Genomic DNA, 22,254 nt, shown 5'->3' with positions numbered 1-22,254 from the left:
GGATGAATAATCCAGAACTATTTTAAAGCACCTCATTTTCAATTTTCTTATGAGAAATCGGAAAAATCATAAATCATTGCGTTTCATGCAATGATCCTGATCATTATGATATATGATCTGAATCAAGAAAAAGTATTTCGGCGCTGAAATAGCGAAGTCAATCTGATCAAAATGAAATCAGAATCTTTCCTCTCCCTTTAATCTGACAATGTAGGCATCTTCATACCCTTCATTTATTAAGGATTTTAAGTGCTCAAGAGCTTCTTCATGCGAATTAAAAATACCCGAATAATATCGTTGATACCCATCTGGATAAATATGATCAAATAAATTATATACCTGATGAAACTTTTCTTTTCTGGCTTTTCCCTGAAAGGCTCCGATCTGAACGGTAAAAATTTTTCTATTACCTCCAAAATCATAGGGTACAAATTCTTTATTGTCGGTCACCGCCTCTGATTCATATATAGTATTATCAGTGGTATTATCTTCTGCAAGGATGGTTTGATTCTGGGGTACAGGGTTCACACCCATGTTCATAACATTTTCTATCTGATCAGCCTCTTCTGGGGTAATGGCCATAAATGCACTGGCATAGGCATCAACTCCAGCGTCTTTTGCCACATCCAATCGTACTGGTCTAGACATCTCATTGTCTAAAATCTTACTTGCGTAAACATTCAGCTCTCCATTTTCGGAATCAATATCCGATGAAAAATACAGCACATTTTGAGAATCAATTTCAGGAAAAATTTCACGTTCAACACTATTGACCGCGGGACCCAAATTTACTGGCTCTCCGTAAGTTCCATCATCATTAAGGTCCACCCTAAAAATATCGGTCCTTCCCAAAGATTCGGGTCTGTCAGACACAAAGTATAAAACCGTATCGTCATTATTCAAGGCCGGCTGTCCGGTTGAAAATCTATTACCGTTGATAGGTAGCATTTCAAGATTTTGCCATGTACCATCCTCGTTGACACTAGCTTTAAATAACTGAAGATGAACAGATTTCTTTGTTTTTACACTCTGATCATTTTCACTCTTTACTTTCTTGATTTTACGATTTACACTAAAGAATACGGTTTTTCTGTCCCTCGTAAAGGTTACCATTCCTTCATTTAAATCAAACTCATTTTCATCGAACAGTTTTGCATTTGCCACCCTCCAGTTGATGTTAACATTCCTGCCTTCTTTATTAAGATTTCTGATTTTCAAATCGCTTTCCCTGCTAAAGAAATCATCGTTATCTGCATAGGCAAAGTTAAGGATATCATTTTCCAGGTTGTTTACAACCTGCTTTTCCTGAGCATACATTCCAAACGGAATGCATAGCATTATAATCATTAGTGCATTTTTCATTGATCCTTTTGTTAGTGTTAAAATTGCCCTGCTAAAGGGTAAAAAGTGGCTCCGAAAATACGAATTTGATTTTTCTCATCCAAAATGTAATTCATTAGTTGTCAATATTTTTATTAACTGATCATATTTATTTAGCCACCTTTTATCGAATACCAAATGATTAAGTCTATGTAGATTATGGAAAATTATGTCTCCAGGCAAATGATCATTAATTTAATCATTTCATTGACCGTGGTCAATAGTTTTGTTGACCACGGTAAATGCCCAGGGTCTTTATTTATCCTAATTTTATAAGGAGGAAATTTCTGCGTTTTAAATCTTATACCTGAAGGATGCTGCAACAGAACAAAAAGAAATCACAAAAGCCCTTAAATGAGAAGGGGCCTTTTAATCGACAGAACCGAAGAAAGCCCATGTTTTGGTTCTATACCTTACTGTTCATGATACTAGCCACTTTACTGCTTACCAGGTACGGATATGGGCCAAGGGAAATAAGCTGGCTCGAATTTGAACAAGAGATGTTGACTCAAAATGATGTTGAAAAAATTGAGGTGATCAATCAGTCTGTGGCTAACATTTATATCAAACAAGATAGATTGTCAAATTCAAAATATGAGGAACTAAAGAATAAATTCACTAAGTCCAGTTCCGGTCCACACTATATCATACAGATTGGATCAATTGAAAGTTTTGAGGAAAAACTTGAAAAGGCGCAAGCCAATACTGTTTCAGAAGACAAGGTCCCTATCAGGTATGTGAATCAGATTGACTGGACCAATATTCTTTACTGGATCATACCCTTTGCGCTCATTTTTTTCTTCTGGATGATCCTTCTGGGCAGAATGGCATCCAAGGGAAGAACCGGTACTTTGTTCAATTTTACAAAAACAACGGCCAAGATTACAACTAAGGAAACAAAAAGCAAAATTACTTTTGACGATGTAGCTGGATTAAAAGAGGCCAAGACCGAGATCATGGAAATTGTAGACTTTCTTAAAAACCCTGAACACTATACCAAGTTAGGTGCAAAGATCCCCAGGGGTGTTATGTTGGTGGGCCCTCCCGGAACAGGGAAAACTTTACTGGCCAAGGCGGTAGCGGGTGAAGCAAAGGTTCCATTCTTTTTCCTCTCAGGGTCTGAATTTGTTGAAATGTTTGTTGGTGTCGGGGCATCTCGGGTCAGGGATCTCTTTAAAAAGGCCAAAGAAAATACACCCAGTATTATTTTTATAGACGAAATTGATGCTGTTGGACGTTCTCGCAACAGGGGAAATTTTTTCCAGTCGAATGATGAAAGAGAAAATACCCTGAATCAGCTTCTGGCCGAACTTGACGGCTTTGGTGTCAATACCGGAGTTATAGTGCTGGCTGCCACCAACAGAGCAGACATCCTCGACAAGGCCCTGTTAAGGCCTGGCAGATTTGACAGGCATATCTACTTGGAACTCCCCTCAAAAGAGGAGAGAATTGAGATCTTTAAAGTTCATATAAGGCCTTTGAAAAAGGCAAAGGACATCAATATTGATGAAATGGCGGCACTTTGTCCCGGATTTTCGGGCGCTGATATTGCCAATATCTGTAATGAGGCAGCCCTGATCGCGGCAAGAAAAAAACGTAATCAGGTGCATCAGGAAGATTTTTTGATGGCACGTGACAGGATCGTTGGAGGATTGGAAAGAAAAAATAAAATTACATCTTCAAAGGAAAAAGAAATTATTGCCTATCATGAGGCAGGACATGCAGTTGCCAGCTGGCATTTACGTCATGTTGATTCCTTGATGAAAGTTTCCATAATTCCTCGTGGAAAGTCTCTGGGATCTGCCTGGTACCTTCCTGAAGAAAGACAAATTGTTACCAGGAGCCAGTTTATTGATCAAATTTGTGCCTCACTCGGAGGTAGGGTAGCTGAAGAAATCGTTTTTGGCGATGTTTCCTCCGGAGCACTTGACGACCTGGAAAAAGTTACCAAACAGGCCTATAGCATGGTGGCCTATTTTGGACTGGATGAAGAAATAGGGCCAATAAGTTTTTATGACTCCACAGGAAAAAGCGAGCAACAATTGGTAAAGCCATACAGCGAAGACATGGCCCAAAAAATTGATAAAGAGGTACAAAATCTGATAACTTCTTGTTACGAAAGAACAAAAAAGCTCCTTCTGGATCATCAAGATGAACTCGAAGTACTGACTCAGCTTTTGATCACTAAAGAAGTGGTTGAAAAAGACGAATTAGAAAGAATCATGGGAAAACGACAGAGATCCTCTAATCAAAAAGAGGAACAGCCTCATTAGAAATAAATATAAAACGAATTAATTATGAAAAAAGAACTGATTTTTAACACCGACCTGCATTTTGAGCATGAAAACTGGAACAGAGAATTACTTTTTTGGGAAGACGAATTGGTTTCCTTTCAAAACAGACTTGATGAACTTGTAGTAAGATGGACTGACAAGGGGGTTTTGGCTGAGGTTGAAAAATTTCAAAACCATATTATAGTTCATAGAGAAGCCATTTTTTCCATTAAGAATCAAATAGAATTACACGAGACCAATATGGCTGATCATTACAAAAAGAATGAAGATGTCCTCAACAAAGATCTCGTGTCCAAACATGAATTATTGAGATATAAAATCGAGATTCAAAGAAATCTTTTTAATGAATTCAAAGGGAATTTTTTCAGGTTTCTTACAATGTACCTCTAAATGATTTTTTTAACGATCAGGATCTGGCAAGTTCAATTAGATTCTGTTTCCTTTCCTGATCGTTATGATACATCTTAGATTACATTTTCCTTATCTTTAGGTTTCAATTGAAACCCATTATGATCATGCGCCTATATGAACAGGAAAATTAAACTATGATACATGGCTTTTATGCTCACTCAAAAATCCGGAGAACTTCTTCTTTCTGTTAAAAATGAAAAACCTGTGTCGGGGATTCTTGATGAACTGGAAAATATCTCATGGAAGCGTTTGGAGGAGCAGCTAACGAATGACAATCTAAAACTGGTATTCTGGATCAATATTTACAATAGTTTCTACCAAATTCTAAGCAAGTCATATCATCTATCTGCACCAAAAATATACACATCTAAAATAATACCTGTTGCAGGATATAAATTTAGCCTTGACAACATTGAACACGGAATCGTCAGAAAGTTCAGATATAAATACTCTTTAGGCTATTTCCCAAATATCTTCACCTCCTCAACAATAAAAAATCTAGCTGTGGATTCGGTTGATTTTCGTATCCATTTTGCCCTGAACTGTGGTGCTAAAAGTTGCCCGCCTATTCGATTTTATTCCGAAAAAGATTTGGATCAGCAACTCGATCTTGCGACGAGGTCCTTTCTGGAATCCGAAACAAAAATCAATAGTGAAAAAAGACAAGTTAAAATAACGCGTCTCTTTTTATGGTTTCACAAAGATTTTGGAGGCAATAAAGGAATTAGGAAGATCTTGAAAGCATACCTTCACAAGGATTTTAATGGATATAAATTAAGGTTCGACCAATATTCCTGGGATATTCATTTAAATAATTATTCTGAAGGATCATTTCCGAAATAAACAGAGAAAGACAAATCTTATTCTAACCTCAGTCAGAAGATCCAATCATTTATACCTATTTTTGACCGAATTAAAATCTAATTTATGATCCGGTCAAAGAAATTCTATTTCCTGTTTTTCCTATTTGTTACGTCTCTTACCTTTTCGCAGCTCAAACCTTCAGATACAACAAGAATCCTTTTTATAGGAAATAGTTATACGTATTACCATAGTGCTCCCGAACTGGTTAAGCAACTTGCTATGGAAAAATTTCCTGATCGAACGATTCAAATTAAACTGATTAGCCAGGGAGGCATGACGCTCAAGCGTCACTGGGAATCCGGAGTAGCTCAAAAAGCGATCAGATCCGGTTCCTGGAATTATGTAGTTCTGCAGGAGCAAAGCAAACTGGGAATGCCCGTTATCATAGATAATGAAATCTATTTTGGCCAAACCGATCTCTTTTTTGAATATGCAAAAAAATTTGATCGGGAAATAAAAAAATCAGGAGCACAAACTGTGTTTTTTATGACCTGGTCAGTTAAGAATCGACCTGAGGAGCAAGAACTTTTGACCTATGCCTACTCCTCCATTGCCAAAGAGCTACAGGCCGAAATTGCTCCCGTAGGTTTAGTGTGGGATATGGTTCGCAATCGGAAAGAATTCGATCTTTATGCAAGGGATGGTTCACACCCTTCTCCTCACGGATCTTATTTAGCAGCTACCACAATATTTTCAACGCTTTTCAACGAAAATCCAATAGGGCTATCAGGGAAAATTTCAGGACAGCAATTATCAAGCTCAGGAAATCCCTCCTTAAACACAAATTTATTGGTAGATATTCCAGAAGATGATGCGAATCAAATTCAAATAGAAAGCTGGAATCTGTTGAAACAAGCAAGGGAAAACAAAGACTTTTATGATCTAAAAGAACCCGAATCACGTTTTAAGATCCCGGTGCTTCCTGAAGGTGAGAACATCATCAAAAAAGACATTACCGGTAGATGGTATGGTACATCGACCTATGGATCCGATGACCTGGGAATGATATTAGATATTGAGGAAAAAGATAATAACCTTATTGCAAAGCTCTCCATCTTTAGTCCGAATGAAAAAGAAAGTATGATCGTAAGGGACACGGAAATCAAGTCAAATCAATTGTATTTCACTATGGTTGACAACGCAAGAAATTTGAGCTCTCAGGTAAAGTTTACCAAGACAGAATACGGACTCCGGGGCCTGTCTAAATCCGTTGGAACCAATTTTACTTTATACTCCCACTGGAACCTGTCAAAAGAAACAATCCACAAAGGGTTAGATTTAACGGCCTTGGAAAAGCTGTTTAAGCAATTTGAAGCAGAAACTGAAACACTAGGTTATGCACGGGCTGCTATTAATCATTATCAAAGGTACAATGAACTTTATAAAGAGAATTATTTGCCAGAAGAATCCTATTTGAACCGTAAAGGGTATAATTTACTAAGAGATGGTGAAGTAAACAAAGCGCTGGGAATCTTTGAACTCGCCGTACTACTTTACCCTGACTCTGTAAATCCCTATGACAGTTACGCAGAAGCATTGTCTATAGCCGGCAAAAAAGAGGAAGCTGTTAAAATATTATCTGAAGGATATGAACTTGCCAAAAGAACCAAAGATTCTAACCTTTCTTTAATTGAAGCCAATTTGATGAAATTGAAAGAAGGCAAACCATTGAATCAACAGGCTGATCCACCACCTCCACCACCTCCTCCTTCTCCTTCTCATGAACCTAGATCAAAGTCCGGATAAATCGTTAATAACTATCTTAATAACTAATAAGTGTCGGATAATCAGTTCACTAAAAAAATTATTATGTTGGGAGATATTAATCCGAATTCAAATTCTGCTTTGATTTCTTAAAAAATAGATCGATGAAAAAATTAATGATTATGATGCTGGCAGCTGTTCCATTCGGAATGATTGCCCAGGGAGTACAGGGAGTTGATGAAAGTGCGAATGACATTTTTAACAGCTCTTATGCCGAATTAGAAATTGCTACAAATGACAACCCGTTCAAGGAAAAAGGCTCACCCGATTTAAACATGTACGAGGATAATTCTTCCGAGTATGAAACTTATGAAGTAAATGATCTGTTACTTGCTGACCCTAACTTTGATATTCAGGAAGACATGATTGCTTATACAAAAGACCTGAAAACGGTTTACTTTAGTGCCCATAAAAAACTGAAAGCCAAAAAAGGGAATACGTCTGATGTGAAGATCAAAAAGTCGGTACAGCTCAAGCTGTTCAAAGCCAATGTGAAAGAAAATGGGGAATGGGAAAATCTTGAAATGCTTCCTGTGAATGGCAAACGAAATTCAACGGGATATCCTTCACTGAACAATGATGACACCAAACTGTATTTTGTGGCTGACGGTCCACAGTCTACCGGAAAAACTGACATTTTTGTTGTCGATCTGCTTGAGGACGGGACTTATGGAAATGCTGAAAACATGGGTTCAAAAATAAATTCAGAAGAACGCGAGATGCAGCCCTTGCTTGACGAAAGCAATGTCCTTTATTTTACATCAGATATTGATACCGATGGAGAAGAATTAGATGTCTTCGCCTCAGTTGTAAATGAAGATGAGCCCTCAACCCCTATCAAACTAAATGTTTCAGCTACAGGCTCAAAAGAAGATTATATGGCTGCGTTTAAAGCGGTTGAAGAAGAGGCAATCAGGCTCGCAGAGGAAGAAGCAAACCTGAGAGATCTTGAAATTCTTCTTGAGGCAGAGAACTTAGCTGAAATTGCTCAGGTTGAGGAAGACTTCAAGAATACCTTAAGCGGTAAGGCCTATAACTTTGGAAGTGATCAAGTAGTCTATACGGTTCAGATTGGTGCCTTTCTGCAAGAAGTAAAAACAGGAACCTACAAGAAATCGGCAGGCCTTTTCAATCATCGTTATGACGACGGCTACAACCGGTTTTATTCCGGTGTCTTTAATACCTATGAAGAAGCTCTAGACCATCTAAAGCAGATGAGAAAAGATCGCTATGAGGATGCCTTTGTACTCGGCCTGGAAGGGACAAGGAGATTCTTACCAAAATAAGGGATCGTTAAGTGAACCTTTTTTAACCGGGTTCTTTAACGCATATTCTTTAACAAAATTCACAAAAACAACCTCTGAATAGTTTATAATATTGAGAGGTTGTTTTCATTAGGCCTTACTCTTCAATCCACCCCATAATCGTATTGGCAACAAACCTCGGCTCAGGAGGTAAAGCGTAAATATCCTTTTCATAATTTTTGTTATAAGGTGAAATATTCATAACCTCTCCGTCGACGACCAAGGTACTGCTGCCGCCAGGATCAAATCCCATGGCTTTATCCATTCCGTATTTTAAAAGAATATCAGCCATATCAAAGTGAGTCGCCCCTACAGATTCTCTTATTCTGCCATTTACCATAAGAACCATGAGTTTTCCTTCTCGGGTGATACCCACTGCTATTTTGGGCCCTCGCATATCTGTGAAATCCAATCTCGCAGCCTGTGTCCTGATTGAATTCGAAGTTTTCCAGCCTTCGTCTTCCATATCCAAAACCTCCCTTCCGCCATTAATTAGCATAGGCCCTGCTTCTATGGCATACAAAATTTCGCTCCACCGAAAAGGATGGTTTTCGGGCTCCATTAGATCCATGTGTAATGCTTTCCCTTCTTCAAAAAAATCCTCAGAAAAAAGTTTGGAAGGAACAGAAAGGGTCATTCCAACCGGTATCACTTGAACATCTTCGTTTTCTTTAGTCTTTATAACCTCCTTTACAATATTGCCGGCTACCCTGATTATTACATTACCTCTTCCTCGAATCTTTTCCTCAGGATATGACAAATCATAGTAAGAAGGTTCTGCTGTAGCGTGTTTATTATAGTTTGCTGAAGGAAACACAAGTTCATCGTCCTGACCAATTAACTTAAATCCAGCTTTACTGTTCACCTTTCGAATATCTACTTCGCCATTTTTATAAATGATAAAAGCCGGCTTATTAAAAAGTGGAGGGCAGAACACCTTATTGTCCATAATAAGAAGGCCCAAGGGAGAACCGATATAAGTTTCGGGCAAGCCCAGTTTACCCACCAGTTCCGGATTTAAAATATAACCTCCGTTCCAGGCCAATTCTATTTTATGGGAATTATTGCTCCTCTTTTTGTATTCCCTGATCAGTGCCGGGACATTTTTTGGTTTTTTTTCGGCTATATGAGCCGCAAACTTCCAGTTGTACTCTTTTGTGTGAACTTCGGCAAGAACCCCACTCCATGGCAATCCATCTTTATATACGCCACCTGCGTATGAGGATTTTACCCTTTCGGTCTTGTGGCCTTCTTTTAACCCTTGCTTTAACTGAAACAAAAGCTGAGCCAAGGGAGTTCCGTTTTCAATCGCATCGACAGTAATCCTCTTCATGAGATCCTTTTCGCCTATCTTGTCTTTTAGTTCATTGAAGAGGTCGCTCTTCAGCAGGGTTTCAAAATCTTTGGCCGTTTGAACAGGAGTGGGATAAGCTAGGGTTGTTCGGACCCCCGCCGGCACAAACTGAATAAAGCCACTGTTTTTCGGAATGCCCATGATTTTAGCAGTCATTTCATGTATCACCTTACCGATATGAAAATGATCAATTTCTATGATGTCGGTCATCATGGCAGCGTGCTCTCCATTGGTAATAATAAATCCACCTGATTCTTTGATCTGACGCAAAATCCTTATTGCATTTGCTCCCATCTGAGGAAAATGTACCCCTTCAGACCATTGCTTGGTCTCAACAATCTGAACCACACCAGTTTTGTACAATAAGCCTAATTCAGGCTCTGTGCCACTCTCTAAGTACTCTTTTATATTTGCGCTTGAAAACCACTTGGTAATTCTAGGCTCATGAATGAAAATATAGACCTTTTCAAGGTTCTTACCTCTCTCCTCCAGAAGGTCTGAAGTCAGTTCCTCCTGTATACTAAGTTTAAGCTGCGCTCTAATGGGTTGCAAGACAAAATACTCTAACTCGTGTTTGATATACCGACCGGGAAAATAGCCTTTAGGCACATTATTCTTCAGTTTGCTGGTGAGCATTTTCCTGTCGTCAATTCCCAAGAAATCACTATTGGTCAGTTGAAACAAAGCCAACTCCCAATCCGCAAAAAACTGAGGTGCCAAAGTGAGGTCGCTAAGATTTTTTGGCTTAAAGACATCATGGTAAATCATATTGACCAAACCGGTTATTTCCTGAAAGGTAAAAGCCTGATACGCAAATGATTTTTTATTTCTATGTCGATAAGAAAGTGCATGATCATGCCTAATGGATAACTCGCCATCAACGTATTTAAAAATATCATCAATGGCATTGTAGAAATTATGAATAAGGTCTAAATCAGTATGAACAAGGTCAGGAATGTCATTCTCCATCATTCTGGCATATGTCATCACCATTCCTTTTGTAAGCTGTTCTTCAACCCTGAAAAAACTGGGATCAATCAAGGATTTTAAATATAGCATAAATGACAATCGTCCGTATCCCGGTAAATAATGCCTGGTTGATCTGTTAAGGATCGCATCCAGATCGTCGTTTGAGAAATTCACGAGCTCCCTGTAAGCTTTGATCAAATGAACGATCCGGGGATCTACCTCCTCCGAAATGGAGTCCAATTGTAAATGAAGCCTTTTTAATATATATACGATATTATTTTCCAGGGACTCAAGGCTAAATCGCTTGTTGATGACATTTCTGTTATGCGTTACGTCAATCATCCTGTTCTGCGGATAAAAGACATGGTCGGATATTCTTTCCACCAGGCGCTTTGGAATTTTAGAACCTTTAAACTCGAGTACGTTCAAACGCATTGACTCATCCAAATGACGGCCTATGACCTCGTCATATACCTCTCGAGGCTCGTATTGCCGGCAAAAAATAGGTGTACCACAAGCCGCGGCTTCTATGATAGGCAGTCCCCTTCCCTCAGTTTGACTCGGTAACAGGATCAAGGAAGCTACATCGTATAGCTGCTCAATGTCCAGTGGCTTTTTATACTTTTTTTTGAATTCGTTTTTATCAAACTCACTGAACAAAAACCCAAGCAGCACCTTAGATCTGAATTCTTTGGGAAGGTCTTTAAGAAAGTTTTTAAAATCCTTTTTTAGATCCTGATAATAATCCTGCTGGCCATGAGGAATGGGCCCCGAAACAATCAATGAGAGCGTTAATTGCGGGTTTGTGATAAACTTCTCACAGAATGAATCATAAGAAAAGAGGCGCTTAATAAGCTTGAAATTCAATTCTATGGACTTACGGCTGATAACACGAGTAGGTTGAAGAAAGACTATATTATTGTTGACAAAATCAAATTCCTTTATGGTTTTATAACCGAGCAAAATCGGTTTTAAGGAGCGTTCACTTTTGGTATGCCTTGCTGCAGTATGTACTGTAATCGTATCTTTTTTATTAGCAAAAATACTGGACACCTGCATAAAGGCCTTAATGATGTCACGTTTGCTCATCCGGTGCATTTTGGTATCCACTGCAGTTCCTATTAATGCGACGTTTGCCGGATTATGGCCATTGATATCAATCAGGTGATTTTGTTGAATTTTATTGATATTCACGTTCATCCAGGAACGACTTTCCCAGGGGTAAATCATTTCGATAAGAGAGAAAAATTCGCCAACATGTGCATTGTGAAAAAAGAAATCTCTGGGCCCTTTTTTTAATCCCTTGCTTTTAATATCAACTTCCCGGTTGCCTCCTTCCCAGTAAAAATCATGATTGTTATTGATTACCGGAAGGCCAAGATATTCCGAAATCAGCACGGTCGCCAGTGCCAAAGAAACATTGCCCGGATTGGAGCATACATTGATCAGGTAGAGCAAGGATATATTGTTTTCTTCAATATAACTCCCCAATGCTTCAACCAGGACCAACACTTCCTTCCAAAACTTTCCGATCAACTCATTATAGGCCACACTTCCGCGTTCCATTTTTACTTTAAAAAAGTCCCTGTAAAGTGGCCAGGCATCGAAGGCCTCCATTTGTGGTATCACCTTTTGAAAAGCATCCTTGGGTATGAGTTCATCGGCTTCCTCCTTAATTTCTCCGGCGATATAATGAATAGGTATATTGGGATAAATGCTTTTAAAGGATTTGGCATATTTTTCTGTTTCAACCGTGATTCCGTCTATGGTAAAATAGAATGTCAGGAAAGCAAGCCCCCCATTCTCGAGATATTGATTGAATTCTCCCGCATCTCCAGTAAAAGCTGTCTTAAATTTTCTTTCCTTGAATCTGTCCAGAAAAAGGCCGAGATCAAACCATGTATTTATTTTTTCCTGATGTAATTCCTGTAATACTTCACTAATTTTCAAATTTCCTTTTTCAATCATGCTTGGATATTAAAACGTAAACAGCTTATCTAATTTTTGCTCCAGTACCTCATAGGAGAAATACTTCTTACCTACTTCAAAATTGTATTCACCAATTTCCTTACAGCGCACCGGGTCATAAATTATCTCCGCCATTTGACGAACTTTTTCACGGGTTAAATTGCTGTCCTCTATCATAACCGTATCAAACCCTTTATTGCCTATGTCCTGCATATAAACAGGTTTATAGTTATTGACAAAAATGGGTTTTTTAGCAAGGACAGATTCTACAAAGGCATTTCCAAAGCCTTCATACGTGCTAAAATAGGTACAGGCTCTGCCATGAGCATAAACATCTGATAAATCCTTGTGATCCAGCACCTTGTGAGCGGCAAAAATGATTTGTCTGGACAGGTTAAGATCATGAATCTGATCTATCAACTCGTTGTAGTATTCTTTATTTTCATCATCGTTGTTATTTCCGGTGATGACTAATTTAAGCTTCTTGTCATTGAGCTGGTCAATTAACGAAATGGCTGTTTCAATTCCTTTGCGTCGCACAATACGCGTAACCTGAAGCAAGGCAATCTCATCTTCTTTAACCCCCACATCCCGGAGGAAAAATTGATTCTCAGGAGTCGGAACACCGTAAACACGGTTAAAATCCATTACATTGGGTACCAGAAGGGCATCAATGTCAAACCTCTTTCTAAATGTTTCCACTCCAAATGTGTTGATCACGGCATGTTTCACATCGGGCAGCAAAAGCGGAAAGTTGTCATCTACATATTGATTAATTTCTCCATGAACAGACAAATATCGCTCTCCGCGTTCCCAATGAAAATCATGATCATGCGTCACTATGGGCAGGCCGGTGGTTTTTATGAGCTTCTTTATAGCTACACCCATGGATAACTGGCAGGGAAGAGCTGAGGCGTTTTCCGAGAGAATAACTTCAATTTTTTTGTTCCTGACCCATTGTAACAGGGTTTTTTCAATTATGTCTGACCAATTCTCTACATGATCCAGTAAGGGATCGGGATCATTGTCCGGTTCAAAAAATGCCTTACGTTGTTCCCATTCGGCTTCAGCAGAAAAAAATGACAAGGCTGGAAACAAGGTATGATGCTCATAATCCATTTCCCAGGATTCAAATTCACCTGAAATAATAAATACCTCATGACCCAATTTTTTCAAGATGTCGATCCATTTCTCCGTTTCTAAGGCGACACCATCCACACCTCCAATTCTGCCAATTATAATTCCTATTCTCATACTGTTAATTAAGGGTTCGAATTCAATAAAGATACATTTTTATGGCATGTTTGAGGCATTTTCGGCTAATCTGATGACCGAATTATCAGCTCAAAAATTTTGCCTATATCAAATTGGGATTTTGAAAATCTGAACCTAAAATTTTGACAAAATGATAAGCTCGATTTTCACTTTTTTCTCCGAATTCCATTTCTAAGATCTCAAACAGACCGCCTGAGGTGAGACTAAAATCCTGTCAAGTCAAAGCCCTGACCAGGTTGCCTGAAGTTCTCCTTTTGCCGCTTGGACATCTACTATAATCCCAGTCAGATGAGCCATACCTGATATCTCATCCAGTTCATTGGGACCATCTGCAGCAAGTATATTCACATTGACCCCTTTGGTTTTACTGGCATGTTGTAAGCCTATTGCATGCTGATGACCCCAGCCGTGAGGTACGGCAATCGTTTTGGGCATTAAGGTCGGTAAACTTTTTACGGCCAGTCGGATTGAATCCGTTTCAGAACAAATATCAACAAGATCCAATTCTTTTAAATTAAGTTCTTGCAGGTCTGAGGGATGCAAATAGGCATAATTTGTATCCCTTCCTTTCGAAGTCATTCGCTCAATATTATGGGTCCAGCTGTTATGGGTTGTAACCGCTCTTTTGGTAATCAATTTAAAGCGATTCAGGTTTGATTTTTCTCTTTGAAAGTCCGACTCCAGTTTCTTGGCCTGTGCAAGCAAAGGGTCAGGTGCCAATACTAATTTTTTGTCAGCAGTCATTACTCTGTCCGAAACAAAACTTCCCGGTATGTGCTTCTTTCTTAAAATCCCATTTTTACTTTTCTGAATTTTCTTGAAGGAGGATTGTCTTGTAAGCCTTAATAGTCCATTTAGTATAGCCTCCTGAGGTAAGCTTGGTAAACTCTTTTTGTTTTTCCTCGTGTAATATTTTTGTATCCCTGTAAAAAAAGACTGTGCCATTTTCGAGCCAAACAACGGCATTCCGCATGCCCTTGCCAGATTCAAATAGATGGAACTTTCATCCATTTGTTCGGCTTCAGGCGCTGTTACCGCTTTGGTTGCCTGCAGGTAAGGTTTTTGCTGAAGGCCTAACATCAGTGGAAAAATAAAGGGAAGGTCGGGTCGTTGTAAAGGGTCCGTGCATGGTAAAACATAGTGGGCCTCTGAGCTCGTCTCATTTTGGTAAATATCAAGTGTAACCAGAAGTTCTAATTGCTGAAAGGCTGATTTCAACTTATTGGAATTCGGCATGGTAATCAGCGGATTTCCCCCAGTGACAAAAAGGGCCTTCAATTGCCCTTTGCCTGGTGTGAGAATTTCATCCGCCATCAAGCCTCCAGGAAAAGCGTCATTCACAGAGGTCATTCCACCTACCCTCGATTTATCCTCACGCATAAGGATTCCATTTTTTACACCAAACTTTAAGAAATCCATCACGCCTTTGCCAACAAGAGTACCTCCTTTTTTATCTAAGTTTCCCGAAATAGCATTAATGACTTCCTGAAGCCAGTAAGACAGAGATCCGTTTCCTCCCATGTTCACCCCTGTGGAACAGTAAAGCGCAGCTCCATCTGCCTCAATGTACTCCCGAACCATATTCCTGAGATCCGCTGCCTCTATTCCGGTAACCTCCTCTGTTCTTTCCGGAGGCCAATCCTCTGCCAAATCAGTAACAGCACCTACGCCGGTGGTATATTTATGAATGAACTCCTCATCGGTCCCATTCTGCTTTATCAATTCATGAAGAAAAGAAAGATAGAAAAACACATCCGTAGAGGGACGAATAAAAAAATGCTCTCCTGCTATCTTTGCTGTTTCAGTTTTTCTGGGGTCAATAATGTAGAGTTTAGCTCCTCTTCTTTCCAGGTTCTTTAGCTTTTTACCTGGATTGGGTACCTGCAGAAAAGACCACTTTGACACAATTGGATTAGCTCCAACGATAATAAGACAGTTGGTATTGTCGAGGTCCGGAAATGGCAAGGTAAAGGGAAACCCGTAAATTAATTTTGAAACGGCAAATTTGTTGGAACAGTCCTGAGTTGATGAGCTGTACATACTTTTCGAACCAATTCCCGTCATAAAACCCTGGGCAAAAACCGGGTGTAAAGCGCTAAATCCCGCAGCGGTACCCACATACATACCGATAGAATCTGCTCCGTCTTCCTTACGTAATTGTTTTACCTTTTCACCAATTTCCTTTAAAGCCTGTGGCCAGGTGATTCGAACATAGGAACCGTCACTCGCTCTTTTTAGCGGATACTTTAAACGATCCGGTGACTGGTACATTTCATGCTGATAAAGGCCTTTTACACAAGAGAAGCCCTCTGTGGCAATATGATTCTCATTAGGCTTGATGCCAATGACCTTATTATCCCGGGTCTTTATCGCCAAACCACACAAGGACTCACATATACGACAAAATGTATAATGGGTCTCTATTTCTTCTCTTTTAAATGAACTGTTTGACCTCAAAATTATTCCGAAATTTTAATTTTCTTAAAAATACGAAAATTCGAATTAGCTTAAGTCCGAATATAAAAGCCATATTCTACAATCAACTCGCTTCAAAATGCCAAGTTTCTTTTCCAATCTTCAGCAATTCCATCAAATACTTATAAATTTTTCTTAAAATTTCTTTTAAACAGGACATTTTGATGAATCCTTACAAGGAAGAACTTATTTTAGAGAAAATTTAATAGTTCCTAACATGATTTGGCTCAAATATTTTATCCTATTCTCTGTGATCCTCGGAATTTTTGTCTGTATATCCTTAATATATAAGATGAAATCAGGCAAAAAAACAGCAAGCCTTTTATTTTCACTAATGATTTTCTCTCTGAGTTGTTACATTGCTTTAGAGACTCAGAGCATTTTTCTGGTTTCAATTCCTAAACTTCATTTATTGTCTTCTATCTTTCTATTACTGATTCCAAATTTGTTTTTGTTATTCATTCATAAAATTCGAAAACTAGAAATCAGCACCTTGAACCTGAATTTTTTATTATCAGTTCCTGTTGTTCTGTACCTTATACTTACGATCCCTTATTTCACCTTGGAAAATTCTTTACTTGTTGAACTGCTTTATCAAGGAGAAGCAAAAAGGCTTTATTTGGGCAATCTTTTAATTTCAGTTTTTGGGGCCATGAGCTTATTGAAATGCTTCAGGGCCCTTCGACTTGAACCATCGGCTAAAAACCCTAGAACCGATCTTGAGACTAACTTGGTGCTTGCTATTTTCCTTTCCGTTTTTGCTATGAACGTATTTGTTGAAATGAAACATTTAACCGGATTCAATTTGGGAACATTCCCATCAATACATACTGTTCTGATATTTATATTACTTTTCTCCATGATGCTAATCACTTTTTTTGTACTGGTCAAACCAGAGCTTTTTAATGATTTAAGTCAACATACTTCAAAAGTAGCACTACAATCCAGATCAATCGATGGCACAGACCAAAAATATGATGGTGCTATTTTATTACAGAAACTGAACGAATTACAGCCTTATTTGAACCCAGAACTGACGCTTGAAGAACTGGCCAACACTCTATCGATGAAAAAATCTGAAGTATCAAACACCATTAATAAAGGACTAGGGTCGAATTTCTTTGAGCTGATAAATTCGCATCGACTGGAGGCCTTTAAAAAAATTGCGACCTCAAAAGATTCCCGTAAACTAAGTATCAGCGGGATGGCATACCATTCAGGATTTAACAATCGTGCAACTTTTTACAAGTACTTTAAGGCTACCATGGGTATGACACCATCAGAGTACATCAAATCAAAGCAGAATGTCAAAAAGTTGTCTGAATGAACCAGACAGACAAATGGATTAGATTATTTTATTAAGTTGCCAAAAAAATACATATCCATGACTTTTAAATATTCTGTTACGATAGCTATTTTCATGTTCTTCTTTTTGGGAATGTCTCAGAAATCCGTCTTGCATCCGAATCTCTCCTATGGGGACCACCAACCTGGTTTTAAAGTGATTCTTACCACGGACTACTCTCGAAGTTTTTCAGCATCAAAAAACTTGGAAAACAACAACAAACAGAAACAGTTCAGGCCGATGCAGATTTGTGTATGGTATCCGGCCCTTAAAGATAAGTCTAAGGGCCAAATGACCTTTAAAGATTATTTTCTCTTAAAAACTTCCGAAACAGGTGAAATCGTTGTAACAAAGAAAGTGGTTGATCAAATGATTACAGATTTTGTGAATTCTGATGGAATAGACCGGGCACGCCTTGAGGCTGAGTTCGATGCTGAAATGAAAGCCCTCAAGGAAGGAGTTTCAGCTCCCGGTGAGTTCCCTGTTATCGTTTACGGACCCAGCTGGTGGTCTAATGCGTTTGAAAATGCAACTATGTTTGAGTTTTTAGCCAGTCATGGATATATTGTTGTATCAACCCCGAGTATGGGTCCGGTAAGCAGAGAAATGCCATTGACAAGGGACGGAATAGAGTGTCAGGCCAGAGATATGGAATTCTCTTTAGGAAAGATCATCGAAACCGGCCTTTCCAACACGTCACAAATAGCAACGATGGGATTCAGTCTTGGCGGTTTGTCAAATGTAATCTCTGCAGCCAGAAACAAAAACATCAAGGCATGGATCGGTCTTGACCCAAGTATCCATGAGGCATATGAACTCTTTGAGGCTTCCCCGTATACTCAGTATGAAAAATTTACCATCCCCATGCTATTTGTAAATTCGGTAGGGTATATGAATGAACTTCCGTTTTATGATCGACTTTTCTACAGTGATGCATACCTCGTCAATCTCCCGAAACTAAAACATACTGACATGGCTTCGTTCTTTATTAAACTCGGAATGGGATTAGATGGAAGTGACGACTCTCGATTAAAAACACAGAATCTGGGCTACGAATTGATCTGTCAATATATACTTACTTTTCTCGATGGAGTATTCAAAGAGGATCTGAAACCTGAATTATTGAGCTCCAGACTCCAATCCATTTCTTCCGACAAGAATTTTGCAGGTGTAAAAAGTAAAATGAGCCTTCCTAAAACCGACGAACTTTTTGAAGCATATTCCAGCGAGCGTTCAGACGATATATTGGTCTTCCTCAACAAAACTAACAGCGGTGGTTCCGGACAATACCCTGAAGGTGAAATGCATCATTTGATCCACCTTTATGCTGAATCCGGGTTCTCCAAAGAATCCGTTGAAATTATGAAATGGCTTCTTGATAATTTTCCGCAATCCAACTACCATCGAGTAACTGAATTCATCTCTGTTCAAGAACTAACCAAAATGATGCATAAGGTTTTTTCGCTTAACAATGAGTGCAATTTTACTTATGATGAATTAAATCACGCGGGGCATATCCTAAGCATGGGGAAGAATCCGGAGGCAGGAATTCCATATTTTGAGCTCAATATGAAACTTCGACCCGATAATTATAAAGCGGCTTTTAATATGGGGGTAGGGTATTTCCGGGTCTCTGAATTTGAACGTGCATCAGAATATTTTGAAAAGTGCCTGGTTCTGGAACCTGATAAAAGGTATCAAGATCTTGCAAATAATTTTCTTCGAGATCTGGAAGCTGTTTCCAAGAATTGACAATTTCATAATCTTTACTCTGATTTTTACAATTCTTTCTTTCAAATCCAGAATATTGACCACAATCAATCTTTGTATTGTCCAAAATCATTGAATCATAGTTCTTTAAATATTAAATTGAGATTCGTAATTCCACTTCAGCATTGAATTGGAAGGAAATCTAAAATATTTAAGTCATGGTTAAAATTCTGGTTCCCGTAGATTTTTCCTCTACTTCGTCAAACGCATTGTTATATGCCATCCAACTTTTTGGTGAAACTTCTTTGGAAATAACACTGGTACATGCCTTTAGTTCAAATCCAACGACAATGTCAATGAAAAATATTGACGCCGTGATCGCTAAAGATTCTAAACAAAATATGGACAGGCTCGTTGATAAGATCAGTAAAGATCATCCTGGTGTTTCTTTTAAAATCAATATCCTCCACGATCATGCCGTATCAGGAATTACTTCTTTGGGCAATAGCGGAGAATATGATTTTATCGTCATGGGTACCAAGGGAGCAAGCGGCCTTAAAGAGGTCTTTTTAGGAAGTGTTGCAGGAGGTGTTATTTCCAAAACTTCTGCCCCGGTTCTCGTGGTTCCTGATGGCTATAGTTTCCATCATTTGGATGAGATTGTTCTGGCACTCAGCAATACACCTATATCTGAATCGAAATTGGTTGACCCGGTTCGTACCCTGGCCAAATTACAACAGAGCAAAATCAAGGTACTGCATGTATCCGAAGAGAAAACTGATTCCATCGAAAACAGCCTTGCCCTCATTAAAGACCTGAATCCTTCTATAGAATATACCTTTGGAACAGGCGATACCAATAAGGATATCCACGATTATATTGTAAAGAACGACTCAGCACTTTTCTGTCTGATACGAGGCCATCATAAAGGATTTTTAAACAGGATCTTCCAGGAAAGTGTTACATTAAAGCAAACCTTTGAGAGCCCAGTTCCCCTACTCATTTTACATGATCCGGATTAAAATGTTAAGGAGCAACCTGCCAGTCTATATCAAACCTTTCTTTTAGGTAAGGAGCCAGTGGGCCCAACCCAATTTCGGCCCTGCGTTGATCTACAAGTTCAGGTTCTTCTATGGGATGCGGTTCACGTTTTAGGTTTTCCAACTTGATTTGTGTCCCGTACAATTGTTTTTTCCCTTCTTCAACAAGCAACCGATCGCGCATTTTGGCATACCTTAAAGGCTGTGCCTCTCCATTTTTAAAAGCCTCTTCGAGCATAGGAAAATATTTTGCCCGGGCCTCATAGGTACTATGATTTATAATGAGTGCGGCTCCCGCGGCTGCATACTCTGTAACTTCCGACGCGGTTGGCCATCCATACTTATCAAGCAACTCAAAGAGTCTTTTTTGATTTTCCTGCATATTCCTCTCCTCCAGGGCAAGTACAGGAAATATGGCAGGCGTAGAAAAATAGCCGCCATTCTGAAGATATTTTCTTCTTTCAATATTCCCAGCATACATAAACCCCTGATCTTTTATGATCATCCTGAAGAGCTCCTTCGCAAAGGGCTTGTTTTGAATAGGTCCATTTTTGGCTTCATATTTTTTAATCTGATCGTCCTCTATTTTTTCCCACCGGGGATCATCAATCAAGCTTAAAAAATGTGGTTCATATAGAGGCTTTAATGATGAATCATTTCTGATGGCATGGTTTAAAAAATAAAACGAGGTGTCTCTCATTTTTGAGGTCCATAAAAGAGCACTTGTCATGGCTATCTTATAAGAAACTTCTTCTGATCCTGTTTGCATAAAGGTTTCTCCATATTTCATCAAGGCCGGCATAAGAAGTCCCTGGTCCTTTAAACTATCCGCCTCTTTTAACGTACCTTGCCCATAGGTGGAATGAAAAAGCACTATTGACAAACAAAAAGTAATTAATTTTTTCATGATTCTTGATTTTAAATTTATGGCAAGGATACAAACCATTCCTTAATCAAAAATTATAAGTCGATGAAATACAAGTTTTGTAATGGATTTAACCAGTTTTGTGGGAAATCAAGTTTTACGGTTCATCTTAGCTGCTAGGAGCTAATCAGTAATCAGAACGGCGAAACTTCTTTTTGGCACAATCAAAGATCCGATACAACGATCATCCTCTCTTAAAAGATTCAGCCGGCTGTTAGTTTCAGGTCTGTAAAAAAAGGTAGTAAACGGTTCAATTTTACTTTTTGTTTGATCGGAAACATAAACCGCCCGATCTGAATTGTTCTTGATAAAAATGCTTGTTTTATCATATGATTTCTTTTCCTGAATTACCTGAATAATTTCATTTTCTTCAAAATCCTCCTTCCTTAGATCCAAACAAGGAGAAAGCAATAAAGTGTCCAGGGGTTCAACCAATCGGTTGTAAACGGCGATGTTGTCAAAATCGGGTCCTGATTTCATTCTTTCGAGAGAATTAATTACCACAGTAGCATTGTAAATAAATGTATGTGCATTTCGAACAAACATATCCTGTGAATACCTCGTTGACATTATCGCTTCGTTTTTATAGGTAGAGTCAGTCAAATAAAAATTAATCTTTTCTTCAGTACTTTTTGTAAAATATGACTTTTCTTTTCCCCACCTTTCCAGTATCCTGAAGGTAAAGTCTATCATATACTCATTAAATTTTTCAAAACTGCCATTGATTGCAGAATAAGTTTCGTTGATGTAAGGCAACAAATGAGTATATCGGTCAGGAATGACATCCAGATTAAGACTTAGCAGATTGTAGCCGTTTTGATTTAGGGTGAAAGACTTGTAATAATAAAGTAAATAGAATAAATGCTGATCATTAAGATACATTTGTCTTGTTACCTGATCCTCTTTTATAAGTTGAATTAAAGAGTCCTCATGGTTGTAATAATCTATAAGATCATGCATTAATTTAATATCCGCAATCAGGTTTTCTTCAATTTCATCAAAAATGATCTCGATCTTTTTATCATTCACATCAGATATATTACGATTATTTACTTGAAGTGCGATCAGAATACCAATAACAACCAGCAATATTTCACCTATGGCATATAAGATATATTTACTTAATCTTTGTTCTTGAATGAGCCTTTTTCTTATGGTTTTGAAGAAACTAATCAT

General features: G+C 38.5%; 14 protein-coding genes. 8 read left to right on the top strand and 6 right to left on the bottom strand.

Annotated features, from left to right (window positions below):
- Positions 1 to 177 precede the first annotated feature (177 nt).
- Positions 178 to 1,362, bottom strand: a complete 1,185-nt coding sequence (locus LCM02_RS12645; RefSeq protein WP_224930621.1) for a hypothetical protein — start codon at positions 1,360 to 1,362, stop codon at positions 178 to 180.
- Between the two features lie 332 nt (positions 1,363 to 1,694).
- On the opposite strand from LCM02_RS12645, the gene ftsH reads away from it, so the two are divergent.
- The 5 genes from ftsH (at position 1,695) to LCM02_RS12620 (ending at position 7,999) form a co-directional block, all read left to right on the top strand.
- Entirely contained in the window at positions 1,695 to 3,653 is a 1,959-nt protein-coding gene (ftsH, locus tag LCM02_RS12640) for an ATP-dependent zinc metalloprotease FtsH (protein ID WP_224930618.1), read from the top strand.
- A 24-nt stretch (positions 3,654 to 3,677) separates the two neighbouring features.
- Entirely contained in the window at positions 3,678 to 4,064 is a 387-nt protein-coding gene (locus LCM02_RS12635; RefSeq protein ID WP_224930615.1) for a hypothetical protein, read from the top strand.
- A 162-nt stretch (positions 4,065 to 4,226) separates the two neighbouring features.
- Positions 4,227 to 4,928 (top strand): DUF547 domain-containing protein, encoded by a 702-nt coding sequence (locus tag LCM02_RS12630; RefSeq protein WP_224930612.1) that lies wholly within the window; start codon positions 4,227 to 4,229, stop codon positions 4,926 to 4,928.
- Between the two features lie 84 nt (positions 4,929 to 5,012).
- Positions 5,013 to 6,695 (top strand): hypothetical protein, encoded by a 1,683-nt coding sequence (locus LCM02_RS12625; protein ID WP_224930609.1) that lies wholly within the window; start codon positions 5,013 to 5,015, stop codon positions 6,693 to 6,695.
- Between the two features lie 122 nt (positions 6,696 to 6,817).
- Positions 6,818 to 7,999, top strand: coding sequence for an SPOR domain-containing protein (locus tag LCM02_RS12620; RefSeq protein ID WP_224930606.1), 1,182 nt, complete (start codon positions 6,818 to 6,820; stop codon positions 7,997 to 7,999).
- A gap of 115 nt (positions 8,000 to 8,114) precedes the next feature.
- On the opposite strand, the gene LCM02_RS12615 is transcribed toward LCM02_RS12620, so the two are convergent.
- From LCM02_RS12615 to LCM02_RS12605, 3 genes are all read right to left on the bottom strand, one after another.
- The gene (locus LCM02_RS12615) at positions 8,115 to 12,308 is read right to left on the bottom strand and encodes a phosphodiester glycosidase family protein (RefSeq protein WP_224930603.1); all 4,194 of its coding nucleotides are present in this window, start codon (positions 12,306 to 12,308) and stop codon (positions 8,115 to 8,117) included.
- 9 nt (positions 12,309 to 12,317) lie between these two features.
- A complete protein-coding gene (locus tag LCM02_RS12610; RefSeq protein WP_224930600.1) occupies positions 12,318 to 13,562 on the bottom strand; it encodes a glycosyltransferase family 4 protein in 1,245 nt (414 codons plus the stop codon).
- Positions 13,563 to 13,802: 240 nt separating this feature from the next.
- The gene (locus LCM02_RS12605; RefSeq protein ID WP_224930597.1) at positions 13,803 to 16,040 is read right to left on the bottom strand and encodes a molybdopterin-containing oxidoreductase family protein; all 2,238 of its coding nucleotides are present in this window, start codon (positions 16,038 to 16,040) and stop codon (positions 13,803 to 13,805) included.
- A gap of 511 nt (positions 16,041 to 16,551) precedes the next feature.
- On the opposite strand from LCM02_RS12605, the gene LCM02_RS12600 reads away from it, so the two are divergent.
- The 3 genes from LCM02_RS12600 to LCM02_RS12590 all read left to right on the top strand — a co-directional run bounded on the left by LCM02_RS12600 (position 16,552) and on the right by LCM02_RS12590 (position 20,135).
- Positions 16,552 to 17,385: a helix-turn-helix domain-containing protein gene (locus LCM02_RS12600; RefSeq protein ID WP_224930592.1), complete on the top strand. Its 834-nt coding sequence runs from the start codon at positions 16,552 to 16,554 to the stop codon at positions 17,383 to 17,385.
- 57 nt (positions 17,386 to 17,442) lie between these two features.
- Positions 17,443 to 19,155 carry a hypothetical protein gene (locus LCM02_RS12595; RefSeq protein WP_224930589.1) on the top strand — a complete coding sequence of 571 codons (1,713 nt, stop codon included), beginning with the start codon at positions 17,443 to 17,445 and terminating at the stop codon, positions 19,153 to 19,155.
- Between the two features lie 176 nt (positions 19,156 to 19,331).
- A complete protein-coding gene (locus LCM02_RS12590; protein WP_224930586.1) occupies positions 19,332 to 20,135 on the top strand; it encodes a universal stress protein in 804 nt (267 codons plus the stop codon).
- A gap of 4 nt (positions 20,136 to 20,139) precedes the next feature.
- On the opposite strand, the gene LCM02_RS12585 is transcribed toward LCM02_RS12590, so the two are convergent.
- Together LCM02_RS12585 and LCM02_RS12580 are read right to left on the bottom strand one after the other, a co-directional pair.
- Positions 20,140 to 21,060, bottom strand: a complete 921-nt coding sequence (locus LCM02_RS12585; RefSeq protein ID WP_224930583.1) for a DUF6624 domain-containing protein — start codon at positions 21,058 to 21,060, stop codon at positions 20,140 to 20,142.
- 141 nt (positions 21,061 to 21,201) lie between these two features.
- The gene (locus LCM02_RS12580) at positions 21,202 to 22,254 is read right to left on the bottom strand and encodes a hypothetical protein (protein WP_224930579.1); all 1,053 of its coding nucleotides are present in this window, start codon (positions 22,252 to 22,254) and stop codon (positions 21,202 to 21,204) included.

Origin of the sequence: Lutimonas saemankumensis (assembly GCF_020171465.1) — a bacterium.
Taxonomy (GTDB): Bacteria; Bacteroidota; Bacteroidia; order Flavobacteriales; family Flavobacteriaceae; genus Lutimonas; species Lutimonas saemankumensis.
The sequence above is the reverse complement of the archived record's forward strand: the minus strand, read 5'-3'. Positions and strand labels throughout refer to the sequence as shown.